Annotated in this window: 18 protein-coding genes; 2 read left to right on the top strand and 16 right to left on the bottom strand. The window is 70.9% G+C overall.

Features of this window, described 5'->3' with window-relative positions; genetic code table 11:
* Nucleotides 1-676 precede the first annotated feature (676 nt).
* Entirely contained in the window at nucleotides 677-961 is a 285-nt protein-coding gene (locus LPC04_RS14720) for a hypothetical protein (protein WP_275683003.1), read from the top strand.
* Here LPC04_RS14720 and LPC04_RS14715 read toward each other — a convergent pair.
* From LPC04_RS14715 to LPC04_RS14670, 10 genes are all read right to left on the bottom strand, one after another.
* Entirely contained in the window at nucleotides 958-1,830 is an 873-nt protein-coding gene (locus LPC04_RS14715) for an ABC transporter permease (RefSeq protein WP_275683002.1), read from the bottom strand. The genes LPC04_RS14720 and LPC04_RS14715 overlap by 4 nt on opposite strands.
* The gene (locus tag LPC04_RS14710) at nucleotides 1,827-2,759 is read right to left on the bottom strand and encodes an ABC transporter permease (protein WP_275683001.1); all 933 of its coding nucleotides are present in this window, start codon (nucleotides 2,757-2,759) and stop codon (nucleotides 1,827-1,829) included. The genes LPC04_RS14715 and LPC04_RS14710 overlap by 4 nt, the downstream gene beginning before the upstream one ends.
* Before the next feature lie 19 nt (nucleotides 2,760-2,778).
* Entirely contained in the window at nucleotides 2,779-4,578 is a 1,800-nt protein-coding gene (locus LPC04_RS14705; RefSeq protein WP_275683000.1) for an ABC transporter substrate-binding protein, read from the bottom strand.
* A gap of 3 nt (nucleotides 4,579-4,581) precedes the next feature.
* Nucleotides 4,582-6,357 (bottom strand): ABC transporter substrate-binding protein, encoded by a 1,776-nt coding sequence (locus LPC04_RS14700; RefSeq protein WP_275682999.1) that lies wholly within the window; start codon nucleotides 6,355-6,357, stop codon nucleotides 4,582-4,584.
* Between the two features lie 14 nt (nucleotides 6,358-6,371).
* Entirely contained in the window at nucleotides 6,372-7,343 is a 972-nt protein-coding gene (locus LPC04_RS14695; RefSeq protein ID WP_275682998.1) for an ABC transporter ATP-binding protein, read from the bottom strand.
* Nucleotides 7,340-8,362 (bottom strand): ABC transporter ATP-binding protein, encoded by a 1,023-nt coding sequence (locus LPC04_RS14690; protein ID WP_275682997.1) that lies wholly within the window; start codon nucleotides 8,360-8,362, stop codon nucleotides 7,340-7,342. Before LPC04_RS14690 ends, LPC04_RS14695 begins: the two co-directional genes overlap by 4 nt.
* 73 nt (nucleotides 8,363-8,435) lie before the next feature.
* Entirely contained in the window at nucleotides 8,436-9,371 is a 936-nt protein-coding gene (locus LPC04_RS14685; protein WP_275682996.1) for a prohibitin family protein, read from the bottom strand.
* A gap of 55 nt (nucleotides 9,372-9,426) precedes the next feature.
* Complete coding sequence (locus LPC04_RS14680) at nucleotides 9,427-10,653, bottom strand: Yip1 family protein (protein WP_275682995.1); 1,227 nt, start codon at nucleotides 10,651-10,653, stop codon at nucleotides 9,427-9,429.
* Nucleotides 10,654-10,821: 168 nt separating this feature from the next.
* Complete coding sequence (locus LPC04_RS14675; RefSeq protein WP_275682994.1) at nucleotides 10,822-11,037, bottom strand: hypothetical protein; 216 nt, start codon at nucleotides 11,035-11,037, stop codon at nucleotides 10,822-10,824.
* 97 nt (nucleotides 11,038-11,134) lie between these two features.
* Nucleotides 11,135-11,458, bottom strand: coding sequence for a GNAT family N-acetyltransferase (locus LPC04_RS14670; protein WP_275682993.1), 324 nt, complete (start codon nucleotides 11,456-11,458; stop codon nucleotides 11,135-11,137).
* 108 nt (nucleotides 11,459-11,566) lie between these two features.
* Here LPC04_RS14670 and LPC04_RS14665 point away from each other — a divergent pair, with 108 nt between their 5' ends.
* Nucleotides 11,567-13,351, top strand: a complete 1,785-nt coding sequence (locus LPC04_RS14665) for an aspartyl protease family protein (protein WP_275682992.1) — start codon at nucleotides 11,567-11,569, stop codon at nucleotides 13,349-13,351.
* Here LPC04_RS14665 and LPC04_RS14660 read toward each other — a convergent pair.
* From LPC04_RS14660 to LPC04_RS14635, 6 genes are all read right to left on the bottom strand, one after another.
* Nucleotides 13,348-13,917: a DUF2894 domain-containing protein gene (locus LPC04_RS14660; protein ID WP_275682991.1), complete on the bottom strand. Its 570-nt coding sequence runs from the start codon at nucleotides 13,915-13,917 to the stop codon at nucleotides 13,348-13,350. The genes LPC04_RS14665 and LPC04_RS14660 overlap by 4 nt on opposite strands.
* Nucleotides 13,910-14,581, bottom strand: coding sequence for an OmpA family protein (locus tag LPC04_RS14655; RefSeq protein WP_275683203.1), 672 nt, complete (start codon nucleotides 14,579-14,581; stop codon nucleotides 13,910-13,912). The genes LPC04_RS14660 and LPC04_RS14655 overlap by 8 nt, the downstream gene beginning before the upstream one ends.
* Nucleotides 14,581-17,061, bottom strand: coding sequence for a DUF802 domain-containing protein (locus LPC04_RS14650; RefSeq protein WP_275682990.1), 2,481 nt, complete (start codon nucleotides 17,059-17,061; stop codon nucleotides 14,581-14,583). Before LPC04_RS14650 ends, LPC04_RS14655 begins: the two co-directional genes overlap by 1 nt.
* A complete protein-coding gene (locus LPC04_RS14645) occupies nucleotides 17,058-17,798 on the bottom strand; it encodes a DUF3348 family protein (protein ID WP_275682989.1) in 741 nt (246 codons plus the stop codon). Before LPC04_RS14645 ends, LPC04_RS14650 begins: the two co-directional genes overlap by 4 nt.
* A 217-nt stretch (nucleotides 17,799-18,015) precedes the next feature.
* Nucleotides 18,016-19,140 (bottom strand): hypothetical protein, encoded by a 1,125-nt coding sequence (locus tag LPC04_RS14640; protein WP_275682988.1) that lies wholly within the window; start codon nucleotides 19,138-19,140, stop codon nucleotides 18,016-18,018.
* Between the two features lie 172 nt (nucleotides 19,141-19,312).
* On the bottom strand, nucleotides 19,313-20,791 hold the full coding sequence (locus LPC04_RS14635) for an MmgE/PrpD family protein (protein WP_275682987.1): 1,479 nt from the start codon (nucleotides 20,789-20,791) through the stop codon (nucleotides 19,313-19,315).
* Nucleotides 20,792-20,818: the final 27 nt, after the last annotated feature.

The raw sequence follows: 20,818 nt of genomic DNA, 5'->3' as shown, positions 1-20,818 counted from the left end.
TCGCAGCGGCAGGGAAGCTGGGGTCTGTTTCTCCGGCGCCTCGGCACGTTTGCGGGCGCCGGTGACGCGCTGGCCCGGTGCCGGAGAGTGGCCGGCATGCACACGCGGTCTGAACATCGCAAGCCGGCCCGCGGACGAAGGCCGTTCAGGCCGGAGTCAGATGCCCGGGGCGCCGGAGAAACAGACCCCGGCTTCCCTGCCGCCGAGATCCGCGAGGCCAGCAACCGCCCGCGCGCAGCGCGGGCGAAAAGCCGCTCACGCGCAGGCAAAAAAAGCCGCCGCACAAGGAAATCGCCGAGCACAAAAACTTTGTTATCCAACTGCCCGATTCCGCAGCACATCGCTTGACACCCAGCATCCATGCGGCCTGGCGAGCACTTCCCCCGCCGGCCCCACAGACTTGTCCACAGGAGCGGTGGATAGCCGGGCGGCCCGACTTCGGGCCACGATGTCAACGAAAAAAAGTTTGCGCCGCCCTGCCCCATTCCGCGGCAGTTCGCTTGACAGCCAGTGCTGGCGCGGCTTGGCGAGCACTCGCCGGCGATGCCCCACAGAGTTGTCCACAGTTCCCGTGGAAAGATTCCGGCGCGACGGCGAACTGTCCGGGAAAACCCTTTTTCTCGGGCGTTGGCCTGACACGGCAGGGCGTACCTTACGGACTATCGAGGAAGCCGCCATGAACAACGCCGTCAAGATCTCCACGCCGCTGGGCCAACGCACGCCGGACATGAGCATCGACTGGGAGTCCCAGCCGTCGCTGCAGCACCTGGTGCGCCGCGCCGATGCCGAGCCGCACGACGCGCCGACCTGGGCGGAGACGATGCCGGTCTCGTTCGAGGCGATGAACGCGCCGGTCACGTTCCGCGAGCCGCTCGAGGGCCTGTCGATGCGCGACCTCGACGAGCCCGAGATCTTCCGCGTGTTCTTCGGCCAGGCCGAGGGCGCGACAGCCCGCGCCTAGGCGACGCGCGGATCCAGCACGTCGCGCAGCGCGTCGCCGATCGTGCTGAGCGCGTAGATCAGCAGGAACATCGCCGCCACGGTGCCCGCCAGCGGCGCCCAGATGCCGTTGATCAGGTCCTGCGACGCCGCCGCGATCAGCAGGCCCCAGCTGGCGCCGTCCTGGATGCCCAGCCCGAGGTAGGTCAGGACCACCTCGCCCTTGATCGCCGCCAGCAGCACCAGCGTCGCCGTGACGATCGCGACGTGGGCGACATTGGGCAGGATCTCCGAGAACATGATGCGGCGCGAGCCGGCGCCCAGCGCGCGCGCCGCCAGCACGTAGTCGCTGCCCTTGTGCCGCAGCACCTCGGCGCGAACCAGCCGCATGACGGCCACCCAGCTCGTGGCGGCAATCGCGACGCACAGTGCCGCCAGGCCCTTGCCCATCGCATAGGAGATCGCGGTGATCAGCAGGATGTCGGGCACCGACACCACCACCGAGTAGACCCAGTTGATCGTCGCGTCGACCCAGCCGCCGAAGTAGCCCGCGGCCAGGCCCAGCGCGGTGCCGACGGGCACGGCCAGGGCGGTGGCGACGAAGCCGACGGTCACGGCCGTCTGCACGCCCGCGAGCACGCGCCACAGCACGGAACGGCCGAGGATGTCGGTGCCCAGCAGCATCGACAGCGGCCAGCCGGGTGGCTGCTGGGCGTCGCCGATCGACGCCCCGGCGTCGGGCAGCAAGTGCGCATAGCCCGCGGCCGCCACCAGCAGGTACAGCGCCACCACGACCAGGCAGGCGCGCGCCTGAGGCCGCGCCCACAACGCGGCGAGCGCCTCGCGCGCGGCGGAGCGCGGCCTCGCTGGCGTGGGGCTCCTGTCGCTCACGACAGGCGCACCCGCGGATCCGCCAGCGCGACCAGCAGGTCGTTGAGCAGGTTGAACACCACCAGCGCCAGCGCGCCCAGCACGGTGACGGCCTTCAGGATCGGCAGGTCGCCGCGCGAGAGCGCGTCGATCGTCAGGTTGCCGATGCCGGGGATCGAGAAGAAGCGCTCCATCAGGAAGGAGCCGAGGATCAGGAACGGGATCGTCGTGACGTTGTGCGTGATGATGGGGATCCACGCGTTCGGCAGCACGTGGCGCAGCAGCACGCGGCGCTCGCTGGCGCCCTTGGCGCGCGCGGTGCGCACCCAGTCGGCGTCGATGTCGGCGAGGAACAGCGTGCGGTACAGGCGGATGTCCGGCCCCATCAGCAACAGCAGCTGGATCAGCCACGGCAGGCCGAGATACCTTGCCGCGGCCCAGCCACCCTCGTAGCCGTTGATCGGGAACCAGCCGAGCCTGAAGGCAAGCAGGTACTGCAGCGCGAGCACGTAGACCAGCGCCGACACGCTCATCGCCGCGACGAACAGCACGCGCGCGGCGCGGTCGACGACGCCGTCGCGATGGCGCGCGATGAACAGCGCGATGGCGACGTCGACGATCGCGGCGAAGATGAAGGGCGGCAGCGTCACCGACAGGCTCACCAGCGCGCCCGCCTTCAGCTGCGTGCCGAGATCCTCGCCGGTGACGAAGGACTTGCCGTAGTCGAAGGTGACGATCTGGCGCAGGAAATCGACGAACTGCAGCGCCAGCGGCTGGTCGAGGCCCCACTGCCGGCGCAGCGCGGCCACGGCCTCGGGTGTGGCGTGGTTGCCGAGCGCGGTGCGCACCGGATCCGGCCCGAACGCATTGAACAGCAGGAACGTCAGCAGCGCCACGCCCAGCACGGTGGGGATGGCCTGCAGCAGGCGGCGGACGACGTAGGCGCCCATCAGCGTGACCCGCGCCGCGTCATCGCAGGCCCTTGCTCTTGCGCGCCATGTCCACGCTCAGGAACATCGTCTCTTGCAGCATCAGGTTGCGCTTGAAGTTGCCGACCCAGTTCTGCACGATGCCGAACTTGAGCGGGTCGTACAGCACGATCATCGGCACCTCGTCCTGCACCAGCGCGTTCATCGCGCGCAGCTGCGCGAGGCGCTCCGGCCCGTTGGCCATGAAGCGCGAGGCCTCGTAGGCGCGGTCGTAGGCCGGGTTCGCGAAGCCCGTCCAGTTGTTGCCGGGCGGCACGTTACGGCCATACAGCAGCTGGTAGAAGTCCTCCGGGTCGGGATAGTCGGCCTCCCAGCCGTACGAGGCGAGCTGGTAGTTGCCGTTCTCCATCGCCCTGGTGAACGTCGGCTGGTCCATGAAGACGCCGCGCACCTGCACGCCGACCGCGGCGAACTGCGACTTCAGCAGGTCGTACTCGTCGTGCGTGGCGGCGTTGGTCTGGAAGAAGCTGATGGTCAGCACCGGCAGTCCCTTTCCCTCGGGATAGCCGGCCTGCGCCAGCAGCCGGCGGGCGGCGGCGACGTCGTGCGGCCGCGCGACGGCGCCCGTCTCGCGCTCGTTGCCGGGCAGGTCGTAGGGCACGAGGCTCTGCAGGCGGCGGCTGCGACCGTTCCACAGCTTGTCGATGACGGCCTGCGGATCGACCGCGGCCGCCAGCGCCTGGCGCAGCAGCCTGTTGCCGCCAATGACCGGATCGCGCAGGTTCAGCAGCAGGTACTCCGTCTCGAGGCCGGGCACGCCGTAGATCGAGAACTTCGCGGCGTCCTCGTCGCGCAGGCGGAACGAGCCGTCGGCGTTGCGCATCACCATCTTCATGAACCAGGCGCGGTCCATCGGGCGCCAATCCAGTTCGCCGCGCAGGAACTTCAGCGCGGCGGGCGGGTCCTCCTCGATCAGCGGCATCTCCAGCAGGTCGACCAGCGGCAGCCGCTTGCCTGCGTCCTTGAGCAGGCCCTTCCCGGCATCGCCAGGCGCGCCGACGCCGGGATACGTGCGGTAGTAATTCGGATTGCGCACCAGGCGCATCGTGCCCTGGCGGGCGAGCGCCTGCGTGGCCATGAACGGCCCGGTGCCCACCGGGTTGACCTGGAAACGATCCTTGTAGAACTGCACCGCCTCGCGCGGCACGATGGCGGTGGGCGCCATCGCCAGCGCATGCAGGAACAGCGCGTTCTCGTGCGTCAGCCTGATCGTGAAGGTGCTGGCGTCGACCTTGCGCAGGCCGGCGACGTCGCGGGCCGTCAGATCCGCAGCGGGGCCGGCCTTGAGCGTCGCGGCATGGAAGTCGTCGAGCCCGACGACCATGCCCTGCAGCGCGAACCAGCTCTTCGAATTGACGTTGCCGTCGGCGTAGCGCTTGAGCGAATACAGCACGTCGTCGCTCGTGAGCTCGCGGCCCTTGCCGCCCGGGAAGCACGGGTTGTCGATGAAGCGCACCCCCTGGCGCAGCTTGAACGTCCAGGTCAGCTTGTCGGCGGCCAGCGTGGGCATGGCCGCCAGCAGGTCGGGTTCGAGCTTGAACGGGCGCTCGAGGTAGGCGTAGGTCATCAGCGTGCTGTAGACCTGGCGCAGCACCTGGTCCTCGGTCTGGCCGAAGCCGCGCTGCGGATCGAGCGACTCGAACTGCGCGAGCCGCGGCACGGTCAGCACCGACGGCGCCTGCGCGCGCGCCGCGTGCGACGCCAGCGCGCACGCGCCCGCGAGCGTCACGCGCGCGAGGGCGCGCAGCGCGCGACGGGACACGGGCGCGGCGATCGCCATCGTTCAGGGGCCCTTCTTCTTCGCGGCCATGTCGATGCTCATGAACGGCATCTCCGTCGTGAACAGGTTGCGCTTGTAGTTGCCGACCCACTTCTGCACCGAATCGACGCGCAGCGATTCGCGCACGACGATCGCCGGCGCCTCGTCTCGCACGATGGCGTTGAGCGACTTGAAGATCTCGTAGCGCCGCGGCCCGTCGGCCATCGTGCGCGAGGCCTCGTAGCCCGCGTCGTAGGCCGCGTTGGAGAAGGCACCGAAGTTCGGGCCCGGCGACAGGTTCTTGCTGTAAAGCACCTGGTAGAAGTTCTCGGCGTCCGGATAGTCCGCGGCCCAGCTGTAGAAGGCCAGCTGGAAATTGCCGACGTCCATCGCCTTCATGAAGGTCGGGATGTCGTCGAAGGCGCCGACCAGCTGCACGCCGACCTGCGCCAGCTGCGACTTGAACAGGTCGAACTCGTTGTGCGCCTCGGCGTCGCTGGCGGAGAAGCGCATCGTCAGCGGCGGCAAGCCCTTGCCTTGCGGATAGCCGGCGTCGGCGAGCAGCTTCTTGGCGAGCGCCACGTCGCGCCTGCGCACCGGGGCCGCGGTGTCGTGCTCGTTGCCGGCGATGTCCACCGGCACCAGCGTCTGCAGCACCAGCCCGCGGCCGTTGTAGAGCACGTTGATGTCGGCCACCGGATCGATCGCCGCCGCGATGGCCTGGCGCACCGCCTTGCTTCGGCCCAGCACCGGGTCGCGCTGGTTGAGCGCGATGAGGATGGCGTTGCCGCCCGGCGCGGCGGCCAGGTCGAACTTGCCGGCGTAGGCGTCGACCAGCCGCAGCGTGCCGTCGGCGCCGCGCGTCACGAGCTTGGCAAAGTTCGCGCGGTCGAGCTCGCGGCGATCCAGCTCGCCGCGCAGGAACTTCAGCGCGGCGGGCTGCGCCTCCTCGATCAGCGGCATCTCCAGCACGTCGACCAGCGGCAGCTTCTTGCCGGCGTCCTTCAGCAGCCCTTTCTCGGCGTCGCCCGGCGCGCCCACGGCCGGATACGTGCGGTAGTAGTCCGGGTTGCGCACGAGGCGCACGGGACTCTTGCGCGACAGCGGCTGCGTCGCCATGAACGGGCCGGTGCCCACCGGCGTCACGCCGAGCGTGTCCTTGTAGGCCTGCACCGCCTCGGCCGGCACGATGGCCGACGACGACAGGGTCAGCGCGTAGAGGAACAGCGGGTTCTCGTGCGTCAGCCGGATCGTGAAACTGTAGCGGTCGATCCTGCGCAGGCCGGTGACGTCCAGCTTCGAGGTGTCGGCCGAGGGGCCCGCCTTCGCGGTCGCGGCGCGGAACTCGTCGAGCCCGACGACCGCGCCCTCCATCGCGAAGAAGCTCTTGACGTTGACGTTGGCGTCGGCGAAGCGGCGGATCATGTAGAGCGCGTCGTCGGCGGTCAGCTCGCGGCCCTTGCCGTCCGGGAAGCACGGGTTGTCGACGAAACGCACGCCGCGGCGCAGCCGGAACGTGTAGGTGAGCTTGTCGGCGCCCAGCACCGGCATCGCCTCGAGCAGGTCGGGCTCCAGCTTGTAGGGGCGCTCGAGGTAGGCGTAGGTCAGCAGCGTGCTGTAGGTCTGGCGCAGGATCTGCTCGCTGGCCTGGTCGAACTGGCGCTGCGGATCGAGCGTGTCGAACTGGTACAGGCGCGCGATGGTGAGCACCGAGGGCTCCGCCGCCGCGGCCGCGCGCGGCAGCAGCATCGCCGCGAGGAGCGCGGCGATGGCGATGGACGCGTTGGCGGGGCGGATCATGTCGGGCATCCCGGTCAGAGCAGATGGCACGCGGCCGCGTGCGGGACGCCAGTGTCGACGATGCGCAGCTCCGGCACGCTCTCGCGGCAACGCGGCTGCGCCAGCGGGCAGCGCGTGTGGAAGCTGCAGCCCGCGGGCGCGTGCAGCGCGCCGGGCACTTCGCCCTCGAGCGGACGCTCGACGCGCGCGGCGCGCGGATCCGGATCGGGCGCCGACGCCAGCAAGGCCTGCGTGTACGGATGCCGCGGCGACGCGAACAGCCGCGCGGCCGGCGCCGACTCGACGACGCGGCCCAGGTACATCACGGCCACGCGGTCGCTCAGGTACTCGACGACCGCCAGGTCATGCGAGATGAACACGTAGCTCAGCCCCAGCCGCTGCTGCAGCTCGACCAGCAGGTTGAGCACCTGCGACTGGATCGACATGTCCAGCGCCGACAGCGGCTCGTCCAGCACCAGCACCTTCGGCTGCGTCGCAAGCGCGCGTGCGATGGCCACGCGCTGGCGCTGGCCGCCCGACAACTCGTGCGGCCAGCGTTCGAGATGCTCGGGCGCGAGGCCCACGAGCGCCATCAGCTCGCGGATGCGCGCCTCGCGCGCGTCGCCCGTCGCGAGGCCGTGCGTGTCGAACGGCAGCGCCAGGCTCTGGCGGATGCGCTTGCGCGGGTTGAGCGACGCGAACGGATCCTGGAACACCATCTGCACGTCGCGCGTCAGGCGACGGCGCTCGTCGGGTGACAGCGTCGCGACGTCATGGCCCTCGACGCGCAGCGTGCCGGCACTCGGCTCGATGAGGCCGACGAGCGCTCGGCCCAGCGTCGTCTTGCCGCAGCCCGATTCGCCTAGGATGCCCAGCACCTCGCCCGCGCGCAGCGCCAGGCTGACGTCGCGCACCGCGCGCAGCCGCGCCACCTCGCGCCGCAGCAGGCCGCCGTGCACGGGGAAGTCGACCGACAGCGCGTCGGCCTGCAGCAGCGCTGCCGTCATGCCAGCCCACCTTCGGGAAAATGACAGGCAGCCGCGTGCCCATCGCCGGCCCCGCGCGTGACGCGCGCGAGCGCGGGCGCGTCCGTGCGGCAGCGCGCCTGCACCCGCGGGCAGCGCGCCTGGTAGCGGCAGCCGTCGACCCGATCGAACGGCGACGGCACCGCGCCCGGGATCGCCGGCAGAGGGTCGCCGCCGCGACGCGTCAGGCCGGGCCGCGGACGCGCCGCGAGCAAGGCGATCGTGTACGGATGCGCGGGCGTCTCCAGCACGTCGATCACGCTGCCTTGCTCCACCACGCGGCCCGCGACCATCACGACGAGGCGATCGGCAATGCCCGCGACGACCGCCAGGTCGTGCGTGACGAACAGGATGCCGGTGCCCAGCTCGCGCTGGGCCTCGCGCAGCAGCTGCAACACCTGCGCCTGGATCGTGACGTCCAGCGCGGTGGTGGGCTCGTCGGCGATCAGCAGCTCGGGCCCGTTGGCCAGCGCCATCGCGATCATCACGCGCTGCTTCATGCCGCCGCTCATCTGGTGCGGGTACTCGTCGTAGCGGCGTTCGGGGTCGGCGATCCCGACGCGGCGCAGCAGCGCCAGCACCTTCTGGCGCGCCTCGGCGCGGCCGGCGGTGCCGTGGATCGCGAACACCTCGGCAACCTGCCAGCCGATCGACTGCACCGGGTTCAGCGCCGACATCGGCTCCTGGAACACCATCGCCATCGCGCGGCCGCGCAGCGCGCGACGTTGCGCGGGCGGCAGCGTCAGCAGGTCGACGCCGTTGAAACGGATTGCGCCCTCGACGCGGGCGGCCTGCGGCAGCAGCCCCATCACCGACAGCGCCGTCACGCTCTTGCCGCAGCCCGACTCGCCGGCGATGCACACGGTCTGGCCGCGCTCGACGCGCAGGCTCACGCCGTCCACGGCGCGCAACGCGCCGCGCGGCGTCTGGAAGGACGTGGCCAGCCCGTCGATCTCGAGCAGGCTGTCGGGCACGGCGGCGGTCGGGCGAGGGGCAGTCATCGGAGGCAGAGGCACTTCGAAAGTGCCCGGGCGATGATGCCACAGCGGGCCGCGACGGCCCTGCGCTAACCGATCACTTGGTGGCAGTGCCCGCGCCGCTGCCGACGTTCATGAACGGGATCGGCGCCGAGCCGTACACCGACGTCGGCAGCGCGCCGTTCCAGCGCTGCGCCTTCGTCAGCTCGACCTCGATGCGGCGCAGCTCCAGCACGTCCTTGTTCTTGGCCAGCGCGTCGTTCTGCACCTGCAGCGATTGCGCCTCGGCCGTGGCGACCTTGATCTTGGCGTAGGCGTCGCCGTCCGCGGTGGCCTTGACCGCGTTGGCCTCGGCCTCGGCGATGGCGACCTTCTGCTTCTGCTCGGCCTCCACCGTCTTCAGCTTGTTCTCGGCGGCCAGGCGCAGCTGCTCCTGCGTGACCTTGTCGTTGATCGCGCGCATGTAGCTCTCGCTGAACGAGAAGTTGCGCATGTCGATCGAGATGACCTGCGCGCCGTAGGTGGCGAGCTTGGTGCGCAGCGCCGACGTGATGTCGGACGACACCGCGGCGCGCTGGCTGATCAGGTCGGGCGCCGAGTAGCGCGCCGTCACCGCCTTGAACACCTCCTGCGTGGCGGTCTGCACGTAGTTCGAGAGGTTGCCGTCGTGGCTGTATTTCTCGTACACCTCGGTCACGCGATCGGGCGCGATCGAATAGCGCACCGTCATGCTCACCTTGACCGGCTGGGTGTCGGAGGTGGAGCCTTCAGCGTTCTCGATATCGGCCTGCTCGGCGCGGATGCTGAAGACTTCCATCTTCTGCCACGGCGCGATCAGCGTGAAGCCCTCGCCCTGCAGGCTGCGGATCGCACCGCCCACCGTGATGACGCCGCGCGAGCCCGTGGGCACCGTGCGCAGCGGCCAGAACGACGCCAGGATGAACAGCATGACGACCCCGATGAGGCCGTCGCGCATCAACGCGACGTGGTTGAACGTGACACCGTCCTTCGAATAGCGGCTGGCGAATGACATGTGAGCTTGATGCTGTTGCGGTGGCGGGAATCTACGCCTCCACTTTAGAGCATGCTCACGATTTCGCGGGCCGCTTCATCGCTTCGATCGCGTCCAGGTTCAAGGCGCTCGTCATCGACTTCAGCGTCGCGCCATCGATCTTGTCGCCATCGGCCTCCACGATCACGCCGTTCTTCAGGATCACCGTGTACTCGGAATGGCTGCCGTCCTTGCGATACGTCTCGTGGATGGTGCGGCCGCTGTCCTTGTAGGTCTTCTCGATGCCGTCGGGCGTCTCCTTGTCGACGCTGACGTTGGCCCACGTCGCCACCGAGGCCAGGCCGCCGAGGCCGCCCATGTCGGTCAGGCTCAGCTCGACGCGCTGGTCGCCCGCGACGTAGCCGGCCTTGGCCACCGACGCGGAGATGCCCACCGCGGAGCCGCCGTTGGTCTCGAACGACTCGCGCTTGAGGGCGCCCAGCGTCTCGGGCAGCTGCGCCTTCAGGTCGGCCGCGGGGATCGGCGTGCCGCCGGAGCCGGTCAGCGCGCCCATCATCTCGCCGAGCGCCGCGCCGGCCGACGCCGGATCGCCCGACTTCTGCGCCGCCTCCATGCGCGCGCGCGCCGCGTCCATGCGCCTGGCGGTGGCGTCGAGCGCAGCGGTGTCGACCGCGACATCGCCGTTGGGCGTCGTGAACACCGCGCCCGAGGCGCCGCTGCCGAACATCGCCGCGCGGCCCGGCATGAACATCGCCGACGCGGCGCCGATGATGATCGCCGCGACGATGCCGATGATGATGATCACCGCCGTGTAGCCGGCGGCCTTCTCGCGCGGGCACTTCATCAGCACCGGCAGGCCCAGGTAGACCAGGTAGATCGAGTAGCAGGCCGCGACGAGGCCCAGGATGCTCAGCGACGGCAGGATGCTCAGGAAGCCGGCCACGTAGCTGGCCGTGCCGCCGTAGGCCACGACCTTCAGCGCGGAGACCTGGTTCTTCGTGCCGCCGAAGGTCGGCGCGAGGGCGTCGACGATCAGCGCGACCACGAAGGCGCCGATCAGCGACATCACGTAGCGCAGCACCATGCTCTCGAGCCCGTACATGATCGGGATGCGGAAGCCGTAGCCGAACATGCCGGCCCCGATGACGGACAGCCCGATGAACGTGCAGACCGCCGGGATGGCGGCCATGATGACCAGCCAGTCCTTGTAGATCGATCCGATCGTCGCCGGCTCGGCGTCGATCACGGGCCACGTCTCCGCGGGCTTGAGCAGGATGGCCTTGGCGCGTTCGATCACGTTCATGTGCTTACCTCCGGACGGTTGGTCGCGCGGCTCGAGACCGGCCGCTAGCCCGCGATCATCCGGCCCGCGCCCCGGCGCAGCCATCCCCCAAAGTGGGGCGCGCCAGCCTGTCGTCAGCGACGCGCCGGGCGGTCGGCAACGACGCAGCGGCGCTGCACCGAGACGCGTTCAGACGTCGCGGCGCGCGGCCGCGATGGCCTCGCGCGCGGCGACGTGCGACGCCTCGTCGAACGGCAGCGCCAGCTCGGTCAGCGACTCCTCAAGCTCGGCGACGACGCGATCGAGTTCCTCGAGGACGACGACCAGCTCGAGCACGGTAAGCGGCCGGCCACCCGACTTCCCCGTCCGGGTGGACTGGCCTGGATTCGACGACGGGTTGGGCATGCCCGGACTCCTTCACGCCGACAGTGGCGCGCCGGCCAGCAGGCATTCAGCGCGCCCGCCGGCCAGGGAATGCAGGTTGCCGGAGGAGGCGTTGGACTCAGTCGGACTCGCGCGGCCGATCGAACAGCGTCGGGTCGGCCAGCAGGTCGTGCGTCTCGGGATGCTTGCGCATGTAGGCGTCGAACACCTCGCATTGCGGCACGACCTTCAGCCCGCGCTCGCGCACCGAGGCCAGCGCGAACTCGACCAGCTCGCGCGCGATCCCGCGCCCGCGCAGGGCCTCGGGCACGACGGTGTGGATGAACGTGATCGTGTCGCCGGCGATCGAGTACGTCGCGACGGCGGCGTGGCGGTCGACGATCATCTCGAAGCGATGGGCGGCCACGTTGTCGCGGATGGCGGGGCGGGCGTCTGCTGTCATCGGGTGGATCCTTTCTGGCGTCGCGCCGATTCTCGCCCCATGTGGGCCGCGCCGGGTTCCGTTGGCATAGAGTCCGGATCAGGAGGACGGCTGGGAGGCCGCTTGAACATGACCAAGGACACGACGCAACTCCCGATCGCGCGGCGCATGGCGGCCGTCGCTCTGCTCTCGCTGGGGCTGCAATGGCCGTTCGCAAGCCACGCCGGTTGCAGCATCGGCACGGTGGCACTGCCGGTGAAGATGGTGGGCACGCGGGCGATCGCCACCGTCGGCATCAACGGCACGCAGGTGCCGCTGCTGGTGGACACCGGCGCCTTCTTCAGCTTCCTGACCGAGGCCGCGGCGCAGCAGTTGGGCCTGAGGACCCGCGCCCTGCCCGGCGACATCCGCGTGCAGGGCCTCACGGGCAGTGTCGCGGCGCGCCTGACCACGGTGGACCACCTCAAGTTGCTTGATGGCGACATGCCCGGGATGGAATTCATCGTCGGCGGCAACGAGGCCGGCTCCGGCGCGATGGGCCTGCTCGGACGCAACATCCTCGGGGCGATGGACACCGAGTACGACCTCGCGCACGGCGTGATCCGCTTCGTCGTGCCTGGCGACGGTTGCGAGAAGGCCAACATGGCCTACTGGGCGGGGGACACGCCGGTCGCGATGGTCGAACTGCTCAAGGACTACCGGCTCAAGAGGCCCCTGATCCGCGCCCGCGTGGAGCTGAACGGGCACGCGGCCATCGCGATGTTCGACACCGGCGCGACGACGACGGTGTCGCTGGACGCCGCCCACTCGGCCGGCGTGAAGGATGCCGCCATGACCGCGACCGGACTGATGACCGGCGCCGGAAGCGGCAAGGCCAAGGCGTGGACAGCGCCCTTCGACAGCATCTCGCTCGGCGGCGAGACCGTCCGGCACAACCAGATGGAGGTCGCCGACTTCGATCTGCCCGGCACGGACATGCTGGTGGGCATCGACTTCTTCCTGTCGCACCGCATCTACATCGCGCAGAAGCAGTCGCGCATGTTCTTCACCTACAACGGCGGTCCGGTGTTCGCGCTCAACGCGAGCGCGCCGCCCGACCCGGCCGCGTCCAGGCCGGATGCCGCCGCGGGCGAGAAGATGAGCGCCGATGAATACGCCCGCCGTGGCGCCGCGTCGCTGGCGCGCCGCGATGCCGCGGCCGCGCTGGCCGACCTCGATCGCGCATGCGCGCAGGAACCCGGCAACGCTGCGTTCTTCGCCATGCGCGCGTCCGTCCACCTCGCGCTGAAGCAGGAGGACAAGGCGCTGTCGGACCTGGACACGGCACTGCAGCTCGATGCCGGCCAGGCCGAGGCCCGCATCGAGCGCAGCGCGATCCGCCGCACGCGCAACGAGCGTGGCCCGGTGCTGGACGACCTGTCCGCTCTTGACCGCACGTTGCCGCCGCAGTCCCAGATCCGCCAGCGCATGGCGTTGCTCTACGAGAGCATGGACATGCCTGCCCAGGCGCTCGCGCAATGGAACCTGTGGATTGCGGCACACCGGCACGACATCGCGCTGGAGCATGCATACAACGGCCGCTGCTGGGCGCGCGTCCAGCTGGACATCGAACTGGACAAGGCCCTCGACGACTGCGACGAGGCCGTCGACGCCGACTCGAAGAATGCCTCGTACCTGGACAGCCGCGCCTGGGTCTTTGCACGCCTGGGCCGATGGCAGCGCGCAAAGAGCGAGTTCGACCGCGCGCTCGCGGTCAAGCCCGACCAGGCCGAGTCGCTCTACGGCCGCGCGCTGGTGCACCAGCATCTGGACGAGCCTGCGGGTGCCTTGGCCGACCTGGCCGCGGCGCGCAAGATCGCGCCCGCCATCGACGCCGACATCGCCCGTTACGGCTTGCCGACCGTCAAGCCCTAGCGCCGCGCCGGCATGCTCTTCTTCGCGGCCGCGGGACGCAGCTCCTGGGCCTCCGCCTCGTTCGCCTGCTCCAGCCACTGCAGCGCGTCGATGTAGCCGACGAAGCGCTCGAGGTACTCCGGCGACAGCGCGTGCATCAGCGTCAGCGAGCGGTGCACGAGGTGGTGCGAGTTGAGCGGGCCGGCGTTCTCGGGCAGCGTCGCGCGCGCCTGGGCGAGGCGCTGCCCGGCGCTGAGCCGCGACCAGGTGCGCTGGAAGAACTGCAGGGTGCGGGTGTCGGTCGCCGCGGCTTTTTCGGGCGAGGACTCGCGAGGCCTGGTCGCCGAGTCCAGCACGGGCGCGGCCTTCTGGCGCGCGGCGTGCGCGACGAGCTCGGCGAGCGCGCCGCGCCGCGAGGGTTCCTGCGCCGCGCGCTCGTCTTGCGATGCGAGCGCCGTCGCCGCCAGCGCGGCCACGCGTTGATCGAGCATGCGTCGCGCCTCGCCCGCGTGCGCGTCCGCGCGGCGCGCGAGCGCCTGCGCGAGACGCGCGCGCACGGCCGCGGGGAACGACGGCGTCTCAGCCATGCGGCGCGCTCGCGGCGGGCCTGGGCGTGCCCGCGCGGCTCGGACGCGGCGTCGGCGCCATCTCGACGCGCCGGTTCTTCGAGCGCCCGTCGGCGTCCGCGTTGTCCGCCACGGGCTGCTCCGAGCCGAAGGCGGCGGCGAAGATGTCCGACGACGGCACGCCGTCCTCGACCAGCGCGCGCGTGACGGTCAGCGAGCGCTGCGCGGACAGCTCCCAGTTGTCGGCGAACTGGTGGTTGCCGCCACGCACCTGGCGGTCGTCGGTGAAGCCGCTGACCATCAGGATCTCGTCGCGTGCCTTCAGGTAGGTCTTGATCGGCGCGGCCAGCGTCTTCAGCAGCGCACGGCCCTCGGGCTGCAGCTCGGCGGAGTTGAACGCGAACAGCACGGCGCCGTTGATGTCGATGCGGCCGTGGTCGATCGTGACGCGGCCCGCGGCAAGCGGCACGGCCAGCGCGCGTTCGAGTTCGGCGCGGCGCTGTTGTTCCAGCTGATGCTGCCTGATCTCGTCCTGCAGCCGCGTGACGAGCTCCAGCTGCGACGCGAGCGCGAACAGCAGGATCAGCACGAACGCGCCCAGCAGGCCGGCCATCAGGTCGCCGAACACCGCCCACACCGGCGCGGAGGATTCGACGGCGCCGTCGGCGTCGACGTCCTCGCCGATCACGCCACGGCCTCCTCGGCGCGGCGGCCCGCGAGGCGCTGCAGTTCCTCGATGATCTGCTTCTGGGACAGGATGCTGAGGTCGATCACCTCGCGGGCCTGCGCCACGTAGTAGGCGAGCTGCTCGTCGCTGCGCGCCATCTGCGCGTTGAGCGCGCCGTCGATGCGATCGAGGTGCGCCGTCAGCTTGTCGTTGGACTCCGAGAAGAGCTGCACCGCGAAGCCGAAGGCCTCGCCGAGGCTGGCCACTTCCGCTGCGCCGCCCGCGACCTGCGCGGCCACGTCGACCAGCGCGCCGGCCTCGGCCCGCACGCGCTGCTGGAAGCGGTCGCCGACGCGTTCCAGCACCTCGGCCGACGACGTCACCAACGCGTCGATCGCACCGCGCTGCTCGCTCGCGGCGCGGTTGACGCCATCGAGCAGCGTGCCCAGCGTCTCGAGGATGCGCGCGCGTTCGTCGAGCATCGTGTTGTCGCGCGCCATGCTGTCCTCCAGCTTCTGGCGCAGCTCGGAGATGACCTCGGCCGCCGCGCGCGGCGCCTCGGACGCGGCCTGCACCAGGCGGCCGATCTCGGCGATCGTCGCGCGCGCCTGCGTCTCGGCCTGCACGACGATCTCGCGCGCCGTGCGCTCCATCGTCTCGACGACGCGCTGCTGCTGCTCCAGCGACTGCGCGCCGGCCTGCTGCCATTCGCGGCGCAGCGCGGCGGCCATGGCCTCCATCGACTGCGCGATCGCCTCGACGCGCTGCTGGTCGCGCGCGGCCGCGTCGGCCTGGAAGCCGGACACGATCTGCGCCGCGGCGCGCGGCGCCTCGGACGCGGCGTCGACCAGGCGGCCGATCTCGGCGATCGTCGAGCGTGCCTGCGTCTCGGCCTGCACGGTGATCTCGCGCGCGCTGCGCTCCATCGTCTCGACGACGCGCTGCTGCTGCTCGAGCGACTGCGCGCCGGCCTGCTGCCACTGCTGCTGCAGCGACGCGGCCATCGCCTCGAGCGACGCGGCCATCGCATCGACGCGCTGCTGGTCGCGGGTTACCGAGGCCGCCTGCAGCTCGGTGTGCGCGCGTTCGACCGTGCGCAGCAGCGAGGCCGAGTGCTGCTCGAAGCTCGCGGCGGCGCCCGCGAGCGACTCGCCGGTCGCCGCCGACGTGCGCGCGCTCGCGGCCTCGTGGCGCTGCACCGCGTCGGCCCAGGATTGCGTGACGCGCTGGACGGCGTCGTCCAGGCGCGCGGCCACGCCGTCGACATGCGCGCTCGCGCTGGCCGTCAGCGCCTGCTGCGAGGCGGCGGTCTCGCGCGCCATCGCGGCCAGCGCCGCCGCCATCTCGCCTTGCCAGCCCGAATGACGCTGCGCGACCTGGTCCAGCAGCGCGGACGAGCGCTGCTCGAAGGTCCGCGCGAAGCGCTCGTGCGCCGCGCCGACCTCGGCGGTCAGCGCCTGCGCCGCCTGCTCGTGGCGCGCGAGCAGCGACTGCCAGGCCTGCGACGCGTTGGCGGTGCTGGCGTCGAAGCGCGTGGACAGCTGCGCCACGTGATCCTGCATCGTGCCGGCCAGCGCGGCGTGTAGCGCGGAGGTCTCGCGCGCGATGCCCGCCAGCGTGGCCTCGGCCACCGGGCGGATCGTCTCGCCCGCGATGCGCGCGCCCTCGGTCAGGCTGGCCTGCAAGGTGCGGTCGACGGACTGCGCCAGACCCGCGTACGCGCTGCCGGCCTCGGCCTGGAAGCGCTCCTGGCTCGCGAGCAGGCGCGCGTTCGACGATTCGTGCTGGCGCTCCAGCGTCTCCATCATCGCATTCAGCCGATCGACCAGCGCCGGCATCGCGTCGGCCTGGCGCTGCAGCAGGCCCAGCGATTCCTCGCGCTGGTGCGCCTGCGAGAAGCGGCGCAGCGTCGTCGCGATGCGGGCGTCGAGCGCCTGCGCGACGGCCACGCGCTCGCGACGAGCCAGCGCGGACAGCAGCCCCAGCGTCGCCGACGCCGCCACGCCGGCCACCGAGGTGCCGAACGCGAGCCCCAGGCCCTTGACCGGTGCGATCAGCGAGTTGCGCACGGCGACGAGGTCGGTCGCGGTCTCGAGCGCGGCGCCGGTGCCGCGCAGCGTCAGGATCATGCCGAGGAAGGTGCCCAGCATGCCCAGCAACACCAGCAGGCCCGCGAGCGTGGGCGACAGCGCCGGCGCCGGCAGGCCGACGGGCTCGCCCTCGACGCGGCGGCGCACGGCGTTGCGCACGCCGGCCGGCACGCGCTCCAGCCACGCGGCCAGGCCGGCCGGCGGCTGCGCGAGTTCGTCGACGACCTGCGCCAGTCCGGCGGTGGCCTGGCGAAAGCGCTGCAGCTCCAGCACGCCCATGAGCCAGAACGCGCCGATGAGGACGGTGATGACCAAGGCCAGCGGGTTGGTCGGCACGTAGCCCGCGCCGACCCAGGCGATGACGGCCAGGCCCACGGCGAGCGTGGCGTGGCGAAGCAGTTGATTCATGAGCGTTTCTGTAGCGACTGGCGACAGGCTTCGAGCAGGCCTTCGATGGGTTGCAGGCGGAGATCGAGTTCGGCGAGCAACAGGCCCCGCATCTCCTGGCGGAACCGTTCCAGCCACGGGCCGGGCGACGCGTCGCCCTGCGCGGCGCGCAGCTGGTCGAAGCGCGGCTCGAGCCGCGCGCCGACGGTGGCGAGCAGCGCGCGCTCCTGAGCGCCGACGACCTGCTCCATCACGATGTCCAGCTCGGCGAGCTTGGCCAGCGCCGCCGAACGATCGGCCAGCGACGAGCGCAGGCGGCGCCGCAGCGGCACGATCTGCGTCTCCATCGCCAGCTGGCACGCCGTGTAGCGCTGGCGGTAGGTGGCGAAGTCGACCGGCACCTCGGCGGCCGCGGCCGCGCCGGCGATCGGGCGGTTGACGCGGCGCGGCGCGGGCGCACCGTCGGGCGCCTCCGCGATCGCCTTCTGCAGCGCGGCACGCACGCGCGCGAACTCGCGTTCGTCGGCCTGCAGCGCGCCCTGCCCGCCGAAGGTCGGCACGTCGGAACGCGCGCCCGCGTCGCCCAGCGCCGCCGACAGCGAGAACGCATGCGTCCAGTCGAACCATTGGGCGAGCCGCTGCGCGAACGCGTCGGGCGCCGCCGGTGCGGCCACGCCTTGCAGCGAGGCCAGCGTGCGGATGAACGCGGAGCCGGTGAGAGGGGTGCGGCGCACGTCGCGCGCCAGGCTGCCAGACACTGTCGGAGTCGGAAAAAGGGCGGAGTCTACTCTCGTTCCGTCATCGAAATCGGGGGCGATTTGTGGTACGCCAAAGCGGCGTGCGCGCCATGGATGAGCGAGACGCAAACCTCACCGGATTCCAGAATTTCCGGGGTCGCGCCATTTCGAATATGCCGCGCCGCGCGCCGCGAAATATCTCGCGCTGGCCGGAATACTCCTGCATCCGAATATCCCGTCAGCCCCGCCACCGATCCCGCAGACGCTTGCCGCCATAAACCAGCAGCGCCAATATCAGCGCGATGACCGTGAATTCGATCAATGCGGTCGTCCTGGCGTAGCGGAGCTTGCGCGCGACGTGCGTGTCATAGGCCTCCAGCGCGACGCCGTCCAGTTCTATCGAATACTTCTCGTGATCGGCGAATCTCCGGTCGTCGGTGCGAATCGCCATGTGGCGCGTTCCGGGCTTCTGAAAGGTCGCGCGGTCGACCAGGCACGGAATGTTGAATTCGCGCAGCACGGCGCCGGTATCGATCTTCACGACCTGGGACGGCGCGCTCTTGCCCGGCTTCAGACAGGCCCCGCGCTCCACCAGCGTGCCGTCCGTGAGATTGAGGGATTCCAGCGCCGGCGGCCCGTCGATCAACAGCCGCATGTCGTTCAGGAACTGCGAGCCTTCCAGGACGACGACGGCGACCATGACGAGCACCTGCACGCCGATCAGCACCTTGACGACGCTCGCCAAGAAGCCGCCGCCGTCGGCGTCGTCCGATTCGTCGCGGCGCGGCTTGGGCACGAAGGGGTCGTCGCCCGGCTGGCGCAGCGACTCGATCCAGCCGGCGATGCCGGGCTGGCGCACCTGGTCGTCGTCCAGCCAGATCGTGACGCCGGACGACCCGGGTCGCGCCCTCAGCGTCAGCACATAGAGATCGAGCTTGGGGTTGCGCGTGATGGCGCCGCTCGCGATTTCGGCGTACGCCAGTTCGCGCCGGCTCCAGGCGCCCTGCCAGACGACGCCGTGCGACGTGAGCTCGAAGCCGCTGCGCAGCCCATAGGCGATGGCGGACGCGGCGAGCGCCAGGCCTCCCACCAGCACCAGCGGCGATAGCCACCCCAGATTCGCCTCCCGCAGCATCCCGCCCAGGTTGGTTGTCAGCGCCAGCGCGAACAGGAACAGCGGCACGACGATCGCGAGGGCGCGGGTGATCGGCGGCTCGGCGACGAAGCCGGTCGGCTCGATGGCCGGTCGATGCGGCGGATGCGCCGGTGGCGTCGCGACCGCCTCGGACTGCGGCACGGTGTCGCCGCCGCCGCGGGCCCAGGCGTCGACGGTCGCGATCGACACGCCCAGGACTTCGGCCACCGAGTGCGCGCTGTTGCCGGAGGCGAGCAGGTCGAGCGCGCTGCGTTTCAGGTCGTTCGCATCGGGCGCTGGGTGCATGGGCGGGCAAGCAAGGGATGCCGGCGCGCGACGCGCGACCTCGGACGCGCGTCACTCTACCGTGGGACGCGTGGCGAAGCTGTCGCCAGGCTGCTCAGGCCGCGGCCCCGGCCCGCCCGATGTCGCCCGCGTCCGCCAGTTCCCACGCGTGCCAACAGGTCTCCCGCAGCACGCGGGCCCGCGCGGGCGCGAGGATGCCGTCGGTCAGGCCGTCGAACTTGCCGTTCAACTGCTCGTCGGACATCGGATGCAGCTGGCTGCCGACCGCGTGTTCGATGAACTGGTGCAGCGCACGGCCGTTCTTCAGCGTGACGGTCATGTCGACCTGGTCGGCCTTGATGGACTGGTCGATGGCCACGTGCACCTTCTGCCGCAGCGCGACGACCATCGGGTCGGCGACCGCCGCATCCGTGAACGCCTGCTCGCCGCCCTTGCCCGTCGCCAGCGCCACCGCGACCGCGTGGTAGATGCTGAACTTGCCTTCGAGGCCGATGGCCGGCGTGGTCTTGCCCATCAGGTTGAGCACCAGCGGATGCACCTTGAGGTCGACCGAGGCGATGTCCTCGGGCTTGAGCGCATTGGCGTCGCGCAGCTGGATCGCCGCGTCGATCGCCGGGTGGGCGACGATGCCGCAGGCGAACGGCTTGTAGGTGTTGAGCGCGGCCTCGTAGCGTTCGCCCAGGCCCTGCGTGACCTGGCTCCAGTCGTGGCGCGTGCTGGCGGCCTGGCCCCAGCCGTCGAAGCCCTCGATCGCCACCTCCGACGCCGTGTAGCCCTGCTGCGCCAGCAACGCCGACAGCATGCCGTTCTGCGCGGCGCGCCCGGGGTGGAAGCTCTTGGTGTCGGAGCCGAACTGCACCTTCAGGCCGACGGGCTGCGACGCCGCGATGCCCAGCGCCCAGGTCATGCGCTGCTCGTCGAGCTTCAGCAAACGTCCGATCGCCGCGGCCGCGCCGAACACGCCGGTGGTGCCGGTGATGTGCCAGCCCATCGCGTAGTGCTCGGGGAAGACCGCGTTGCCGATGCGGCACTCGATCTCGCAGCCGATCACCAGCGCGTTCATGAACTCGGCGCCGGAGACCGGGTGGTACTCGGCGAACGCGGCCAGCGCCGAGGCCACCGGGCCGGCCGGGTGGATGATGGTCTTCAGGTGCGTGTCGTCGTAGTCGAGCACGTGCGAGCTGATGCCGTTGACGAGCGCGGCGTGCAGCGCGTCCAGGCGCTCCGTGCGGCCGAACAGGCTGGCCTGCGGCGGCCCCGCGAACGGCTTCAACGCGGCCACCGCGTGCGAGGGCGCGCCCTGGCGCGAGCCGCCGACCGCGCAGCCAGCCCAGTTCAGCAGCGTGCGCGTGGCCTCCTTGCGGACGTTGGCCGGCAGCTGCTCGACGGGCGCGGTCGCGGCGTAGCGCGCGACGATGCGCGTCACCGGCTCGGGCGGCGGCCCCTTGGGCGCGGCGCCCGGCGGCTGCGCCGGCTTGTCGTCGGCCGCGGCCAGCAGCGGCGCGCCGGACAGCCCGGCCGCGAGCGCCGTCGCGGAGGCGCGCAACATGTCGCGTCGAACGATCGAAGTCATGGGGACCTGCCTGGCGGTGACGGGGAT

Origin of the sequence: Scleromatobacter humisilvae (genome assembly GCF_023231945.1) — a bacterium.
Lineage (GTDB): Bacteria > Pseudomonadota > Gammaproteobacteria > Burkholderiales > Burkholderiaceae_C > Scleromatobacter > Scleromatobacter humisilvae.
This window is presented reverse-complemented; position numbering and strand designations above follow the sequence as displayed.